The following is a 7,017-nucleotide window of genomic DNA, read 5'->3' as shown; positions in this document are numbered from 1 at the left end:
GCCGTTCAGTCACGCGCGCTCTGCGGCAACAGGCTTGACGATCCGGAGTGTTGGCTTTATGATGTCTCACGCAGTCCGCATGCTGGCTGTCTCCAATGTCAGCCCGACGCGTGACTCGTCACATCGCGATCGGCCGATCCTCGGCATGTGCGGTGACGAGTCGCGTGTCGTGCGGACATGGACATGAAGAATGCTCGCCCACGACGTCCCGACCCATTCTCGCCTCGAGGACCTGGACTCCACCGGCTACGTGGTGGTGCGCTCGTTTCTGAACGACGCAGAAATCGCTCGGTTCGAGGCCGACTACGCGGCGAGTTCTGGGGTCGACACGTCGTACGGAGTCCGGCAAGTCTCTGCCGGCGCACGAAGCGCGATCGACGACAAGCTGGCGGCCATGGCGCGCGCCGTCGCGGGCGCCAGCAGCGTGCGGGTCGACATCGCGTCGGTCTGCGCGTTCGGCAGCGCCTACTTCACGACCGAAGGTGAGATCGGGACGGCGTGGCACCAGGACGCGGTGTCGTACTTCGCCTACCAGAACCACCACGACTATCTGAATTTCTACGTGCCCATCGTGAAGCCGGTGCGCGAACGGTCCAACCTTTGCGTGATTCCGTTCGATGCGTTTGCGGCGCGTAGCCCGGAGCTCGCCGCCCGGCTCCGCGGGCGCGGCGCGACGCGCTTCGTCGTGAAGGATGGCGCGACGATCGTCCACGACAACAACACGGGCGGTGTTCACGGCGTCCTGCCTTATGCGCTCGACGAGCTGGCCGTGACCCCGCAGCTCGGCCGCGGCGATCTTCTGCTGCTGCGAGGCGACGTGATCCACCGCACCGAGGACAAGGACACGCACCGAATAGCGGTTTCGATCCGGATGATGAACCGAGGGACCCGGGTCCGCCGCGCCGAGCTCGTCCGCGGCGGCTTCCTGAAGGCGGTCGTGATGACCCATGGACGGCGCGACTTCAGGCGGCTCTTCGACTGCTTCGACGCCGCGGGCAAGGACGAGCTGACGATCGGAGAGATAGCGAGTTTCGAGGCCAGCGCGCGTCCGGCGCGAGCGACCTCGTTCGTCAGCTTCATGGCGTTCCTGATGTGGAACCGGATGCGCGAGCGCCTGGGGCTGTTCTAGCACCGCGTTCGACGAGAGGACTGGGCGATGACACAAGCGACAGCGCAACAAGACGAGCAATTCGACGTGATCGTTCTAGGCGGGGGGCCCGGTGGGTCGTCCGTCGCCTCGTTCGTCGCGATGCAGGGCCACAGCGTGCTCCTGCTCGAAAAGGAGAAGTTCCCGCGCCATCAGATCGGCGAGTCCCTCTTGCCCGCCACCACGTACGGTATCTGCGGCCTGCTCGGGATCAGGGACCGTATCGAGCGGGCCGGTTTCACGCGCAAGCAGGGCGGCACGTTTCGCTGGGGCAAGAGCCCCGAGCCGTGGACCTTCCGGTTCGCCGAGAATCCCCGCGTCCCTGGCGGCTATGCCTTCCAGGTCGAGCGCAGCGTGTTCGACAAGATGCTGCTCGACGCCGCGCGCGAGAAGGGCGTCGACGTCCGCGAGGAGCACCCCGTGGTGCGCGTGGAACAGGAAGACGGTCGGTTCTCTCGTGTGCGGTTCCGCGACGACCGTGGCAGCGAGCGAACCGCGACCGCGAAGTACATCGTCGACTCGGAGGGGCACCGCGGCCAGACCTACGCGCTGGTCGGCGAGCGAGTGTTCTCGCAGTTCTTCCAGAACGTGGCGCTCTACGGCTACTACCTCGATGGCAAGCGTTTGCCCGCGCCGAGCTCGGGCAACATCCTGTGCGCCGCGTTTCGCGACGGCTGGTTCTGGTACATCCCGCTGTCCGACCGGCTCACCAGCGTCGGCGCGGTCGTGTCCCGCGAGGCCGCGCAGCGGATCCAGGATGGGCCCGAGCAGGCGTTCCAGAGCTTCGTGGACTCCTGCCCGATCATCGCAGAGTACCTCGCGTCCGCCACGCGCGTGACCGAGGGCGTGTACGGCGAATTTCGTGTCCGCAAGGATTACTCGTACTGCAACACGCGATTCTGGAAGCCCGGCCTGGTTCTGATCGGAGATGCCGCCTGCTTCATCGATCCGGTGTTCTCGTCAGGCGTTCACCTGGCGACCTACTCGGCGCTCCTGGCGGCGCGATCGATCAACAGCTGCCTCGCGGGTGACATCGACGAGGAAGAGGCGTTCGACGAGTTCGAGTTCCGCTACCGGCGCGAGTTCGGAAACTTCTACCAGTTTTTGCTGTCGTTCTACGACATGCATCAGGAAGCGGACTCGTACTTCTGGAAGGCGCGCAAGGTGCTCAACACCGACGAGAAGGCCAACGACGCCTTCATCCGGTTGGTCGCGGGAGCATCGAGCGTCGACGAGCCGGTGTTCAACCACGCCGAGGACTTCTTTCGCTCCCGGCAGGGCATGGGCCAGTGGTTGGAAGGCATGCTGAGCAACCAGCTTGCGATGCAGGTCGACGGCCTGCCCGGCCAGAGCGCGCCAGCGACGCTCGAGGGCGGTCCGAACGCGGAGCAGTTCATGGAAGGCTTCACGGCGGAGGTGCGCCAGATCCAGACGCAAGCGATGTTCGGCCACCGCCGAGCACGCGAGAGCTCGGTGCGACCCCAGGGCCTGATCCCTTCGACCGATGGCTTCGCCTGGCAACGCGGATAGCCGAGGCCCGCTGGTTCGACACGAGGCCACGCATGCAATCTGAGCTACACACGAACCTGCACGACATCGTCCGTACGCTGCTGCCGTCGGTCGCCGACGGAAAGCCGCAGACCGTCGTCCAGTTCACCGTGCGAGACAAGCGGCTGAGCGCTTATGTGGTCGTCGACCGGACCGAGCACGGCGAGGCGCTTCGTGTCGAGGACGGTAAGCACGGTCGTCCCGATGCGAGCATCTTCCTGTCCACGGCGGACCTCGCCGATATTGCGAGCCTGGGCTGCGTTCGCGGCCCGGTCTCGATGACCGGCAGTCCGCCGCTGCTCAGCTCGTTCCGCGATCGGTTCATGTCGATCTCGCCCGCGGGCAAGGCACAGATCGAGGAGATCACCCGGGGCCAGGTCGGCGCGGAGGTCGACCGCATCAGCATCGCAGCGATCTCGCCGGCGGACTTCATCCAGCGCTACGCGATGGCGAGCCGCCCTGCCGTGATCGTCGACGCCATGCCCAAGCGGAACGCCTCTCCCTGGACGATCGAACGGATCCGCTCCGAGCTCGGCGAGGCGTCGGTCGAGGTGCGCACCGGCAATTATGCCGCGGACATCTACAAGGAGACGATGCAGACCAAGGAGCTGCGCCTCGCCGAGTATCTGGCGTCCCACGGTGATGGCCCGGCTGACTCCGCACAGGCCGACCCTCGTCCTTATGCCGCGAGCAATGGGGTTCCCTGGGACTGGCACCTCTGGCTCGATTATCCACCGTTCGTTCCCGAGGGCCTGTGCCAGTATGCAAAGTTCTGGATCGGCCCCGCCGGGACCAAGACGCCCCTGCATCGCGATTGGCTCGACAACTTCCTGTCACAGCTGGTCGGCACCAAGCGGATCGCGCTCGTCTCGCCCCACCACGCCCCTCTGCTGTCACCGAGGGTCATTCATGCCGGGCTCGACTCGTGCAACACGGTCGATCCCTTCGAGCCGCAGCATCAGGTCACCTCCAAGTGTGATCCTGTGTTCGTCACGTTGAACGCCGGTGAGATGCTGTTCTTGCCTGCGGGGTGGTTCCACGACGTCCGGTCGACGTCGTTTTCGTTCTCGGTGAATTTCTTTCTGATGCGAATCCCCTACGCCGTTTGCCCGCCGGACTTGACGACCTTGCTGTAGCGACGCGCGCAAGGACGTCGCGGCGGCTGCGAGCGCCTCGCGACGCTCGTCGTCCGAAAGCTCTGCAAATAGCCCTCAATGGCGCCGCGAGGCGCGGGCGGCGATTGGATGAGCTTGAGGCGAGCGCGCACGGAGGGGTCCTGCGCGTGAAGACTCCGGAGGGCCGGGCCCACGGCTCACGGGGAGCGACGAATCTTCGAACGCAGCAGGCCCGTCGGGAGGGACGCGTACCGCCGGCGCAGCCTCTCCAGGCATGACGCCATCCACGAGGGCAGGCTCGCCTCGAGGATCTCCTCCATGGTGTAGACGCGCCGCCGCTCACCCCGCCACTCGATCCACGTCTCGCGCCACGCTTCGGGCGGCTCCGCATGCGGCTCCGGCGCCTCGCCCTCCACGGCGCGCAGGAGGATCCGGGCCTCTCGGGATGAGGATTCCCCGAGGATCTCCAGGGCATCCTCGGTCCCCAGGAGCGCGAGGCCTGCCGCGGCCTCCTGGCGGGCCAAGGGAATGTCCGAGCTCAGGACTTCGGCGAGGCGCTGCAGCCCTCGGCCGGGATCGAGCAGCGCCAGCATGTACGCGCTCTCGCCGGCCGCATGGCCGGCCGTCGTCGCGAGGAGCGTTACCAGACGGCCGCGCAGGATGCTGGACAGGGCGACATCGACGGCGCTCTGGAGGGCCAGCCGGCAGGCCGTGGCGCGCACGTGAGGCGCAGGGGGGACCTCGCCGGTCGCGCGTTCGGCGACGTCGAGCAGAGGTTCGACGAAGCGAGGATCGCTCCAGTCCTCGATGATGTCGAGCGCGACACTCGTGACGCCGTCCAGGGGAGAGCGATGGAGCTGCGCGAGGACCGCTTTCTCTGCGTGCTGTCGACCCAGCCGGGCGAGGGCTCGCAGATCTGCCGCGTCGCCGGGCTCATAGGGGCCGGAGAGCCGTGATATGCGCTCGGAGACCTGCGCCTGCGCGGCTGCCTGGATGCTCGCCGGCACCGCCAGCGACGCTAGCTCGTCGGATGCCCGGACGAAGTCTCCGAGGAGGACCGCCAGCCACGCGCGCCGGAGCGGCGACTCGGACCGTGCGAGCTCTTCGAGGAGCGGCGCGAGCGCGCCCGCGAGCGTCTGGCCGGAAGCGGTGAGCACGACGCGGTGCTCGCCCGTGATGAGCTTCAGCGCCTTGAGCGTGCGAAGATCAGCCATCCACCAGGCCGCCGTACCTCCGGCGCCCTTCAACGAAGCCTCGATCCCCTCGGGCTCCGGGAGCGAATCGAGGTAGCTCTCGTAGAACCAGGGGTCGATCGAGTCCGCGCCGTTTTCATCGATGTCGACGTCGATCTCGGTGCCGTCGTCGTGCGTCAGGCGACAGCCGATCCCATGGAAGAAGTAGCTCCAGCCCTCCAGACCAGGGACCGGCCCCGCTTGGGGTCGGTCCACCGGAGCTCCGAGCGCGCCGTCCGTCGCGAGCCTCGCGAGGTCTCCATTCAGGTGCTGCTCCACGATCCGACCGACCCAGCGCTGGCGCGGGACGTGGCGATGGAGGGCGACGAGGAGCCACCTCGCCCACGGGTCCCCGGGAAGCTCGACGCCGAGATCGAGAGCAGCCCGCGCGACGCGCTCCGCGCTCTCCGGCTGCGTCTGCGCGGCCTGCGCGAGCCTCTGGCCGAGGGTATGCAGGTGGAACATGGTGCGCGCAATCCTATCGAGCTCCGCTGGATGGCGGCAAGCGCCGGCGTCCAGGCGTGCCTCATCGCGGTGTCAATCAGCATCGATCCCATCGTAGACGAGGCCTGCTGGCGAGAGGGGGCCGAAAGCCCAGGGTCATTCGGTGGCGAGATAGACGCTGCGCCAGAAACGCTCGAGAGCCCCCGAGAACAGGAAGCCGGCGGATTGTGTCATCACGATCCCGATCAGCTCGCGGCCCGGATCATTGATCCAGGACGTCCCGAACCCGCCGTCCCAGCCATAGCGCCCGGGCACCTCCGAGACGACGTCCGGCGCCGTGATGACGGCCAGCCCGTAACCCCAGCCGTGCGTCTCGAAGAAGCCCGGGAAAAACGAGGACGCCGCCTTCTGGGCCGGCGTGAGGTGATCGGCCGTCATCTCGCGCACCGAGGCGGCGCTCAAGAGCCGCCGGCCCTCGTGCACACCGCCGTTCATGAGCATGCGCGCGAACAGGAGGTAGTCGTCCACCGTCGACACGAGCCCGGCGGCGCCCGAAGGGAACGCCGGCGGGCTGGCATAGGCGCTCTCGGCCCCGTCGCGATCCATGCGCGTCTTCTCCCCCGTCTGCTCGTCGATGAAGTAACCGCAGCCCGCGAACCGAGCGAGCTTGTCCGCCGGGACGTGAAAGTCGGTGTCCCGCATCCCGAGCGGCGCGAGGATGCGCTCGCGCACGAACGCATCGAAGCCCTGGTCGGCCACGCGCCCCACGAGCACCCCCTGCACCAGGCTCCCCGTGTTGTACATCCACTGCGCCCCCGGCTGATGCATGAGCGGCAGCGTCCCGAGCCGCCGGATCCACTCGTCTGGCCCGTGCGGCGTCATCGGCACCGGCTGCGCGTTGACGAGCCCGAGCTCGTCGATGGCCCGCTGGATCGGCGACGACGCGTCGAACGAGATCCCGAAGCCCATCGTGAACGTCATCAGGTCGCGCACCGTGATCGGCCGCTCCGCGGGCACCGTCTCGTCGATCGGACCATCGATGCGCGCCAGCACCTTCCGGTTCGCGAGCTCCGGCAACCATCGGTCGACGGGGGCGTCGAGGTCGAGCTTGCCTTCCTCGACGAGCATCATCACCGCCGTCGCCGTGACCGCCTTCGTCATCGAGGCGATCCGGAAGATCGTGTCCCGCCGCATGGGCGCGCTGCCGCCGAGCTCGGTCACGCCCACCGCGTCCACGCGCACGTCGTCGCCGCGCGCGACCAGCCAGACCGCTCCCGGCATCTGCCCCGCCGCCACCTCCGCCGCCATCACCTCGCGCGCGGGCGCCAGCGCGCCGGCCCCCGCGTCCTGCCCAGGCTGCCCCTCCTCCTCGGCCCCGCCCAACGCGCACCCCGGCGCCGCCACGCTGATCAAAGCTCCCATAAACTCCCGCCTTCTCATGACCGTCGATGCCTCTCCGAGCGGGGGCGCCTGCCCCTGCCGAGAGCACTGACTGCCCGCGCCCGAAAAAATCATCGGTGCCCCGTCGCGA

The 7,017-nt window shown here is 67.8% G+C and carries 5 protein-coding genes; 3 read left to right on the top strand and 2 right to left on the bottom strand.

The features are described 5' to 3' along the window. Positions 1 to 190: 190 nt before the first annotated feature. From WMF26_RS24710 to WMF26_RS24700, 3 genes are read left to right on the top strand one after another with little or no spacing between them, the layout of a single operon-like run. On the top strand, positions 191 to 1,129 hold the full coding sequence (locus WMF26_RS24710) for a phytanoyl-CoA dioxygenase family protein (protein WP_438002306.1): 939 nt from the start codon (positions 191 to 193) through the stop codon (positions 1,127 to 1,129). Positions 1,130 to 1,156: 27 nt separating this feature from the next. Continuing rightward, on the top strand, positions 1,157 to 2,677 hold the full coding sequence (locus WMF26_RS24705) for a tryptophan 7-halogenase (protein WP_438002305.1): 1,521 nt from the start codon (positions 1,157 to 1,159) through the stop codon (positions 2,675 to 2,677). 32 nt (positions 2,678 to 2,709) lie between these two features. Next, positions 2,710 to 3,831: a cupin-like domain-containing protein gene (locus WMF26_RS24700; RefSeq protein ID WP_438002304.1), complete on the top strand. Its 1,122-nt coding sequence runs from the start codon at positions 2,710 to 2,712 to the stop codon at positions 3,829 to 3,831. A gap of 176 nt (positions 3,832 to 4,007) precedes the next feature. Here WMF26_RS24700 and WMF26_RS24695 read toward each other — a convergent pair whose 3' ends face one another. Both WMF26_RS24695 and WMF26_RS24690 read right to left on the bottom strand, forming a co-directional pair. Next, positions 4,008 to 5,507, bottom strand: coding sequence for a DUF6896 domain-containing protein (locus WMF26_RS24695; RefSeq protein WP_438002303.1), 1,500 nt, complete (start codon positions 5,505 to 5,507; stop codon positions 4,008 to 4,010). A 135-nt stretch (positions 5,508 to 5,642) separates the two neighbouring features. Then, complete coding sequence (locus tag WMF26_RS24690; protein ID WP_438002302.1) at positions 5,643 to 6,908, bottom strand: serine hydrolase domain-containing protein; 1,266 nt, start codon at positions 6,906 to 6,908, stop codon at positions 5,643 to 5,645. Positions 6,909 to 7,017 lie beyond the last annotated feature (109 nt).

Source organism: Sorangium sp. So ce185, from assembly GCF_051526825.1.
GTDB classification, from domain to species: Bacteria; Myxococcota_A; Polyangia; order Polyangiales; family Polyangiaceae; genus Sorangium; species Sorangium cellulosum_D.
This window is presented reverse-complemented; position numbering and strand designations above follow the sequence as displayed.